Origin of the sequence: Kitasatospora sp. NPDC059827 (assembly GCF_042731675.1) — a bacterium.
Classification (GTDB): Bacteria; Actinomycetota; Actinomycetes; order Streptomycetales; family Streptomycetaceae; genus Kitasatospora.
The window spans coordinates 259919-260132 of record NZ_JBHWIV010000003.1; the positions used below are offsets into that span (position 1 = coordinate 259919).

The following is a 214-nucleotide window of genomic DNA, read 5'->3' on the forward strand; positions in this document are numbered from 1 at the left end:
GGCGATCCCTTGCGGGATCAGTACCCCCGACCGGATTCGAACCGGCGCTACTGCCGTGAGAGGGCAGCGTGCTAGGCCGCTACACAACGGGGGCTTTCCAGGCGATCCCTTGCGGGATCAGTACCCCCGACCGGATTCGAACCGGCGCTACTGCCGTGAGAGGGCAGCGTGCTAGGCCGCTACACAACGGGGGCTTGGATCTTCATTTGTACTG

The 214-nt window shown here is 64.0% G+C and carries 2 tRNA genes; both read right to left on the bottom strand.

The features are described 5' to 3' along the window. Nucleotides 1-21: 21 nt before the first annotated feature. A tRNA-Glu gene (locus ACFV8H_RS03575) sits at nucleotides 22-94 on the bottom strand. A gap of 27 nt (nucleotides 95-121) precedes the next feature. Beyond that, nucleotides 122-194: transfer RNA gene (locus ACFV8H_RS03580), tRNA-Glu, on the bottom strand. Nucleotides 195-214: the final 20 nt, after the last annotated feature.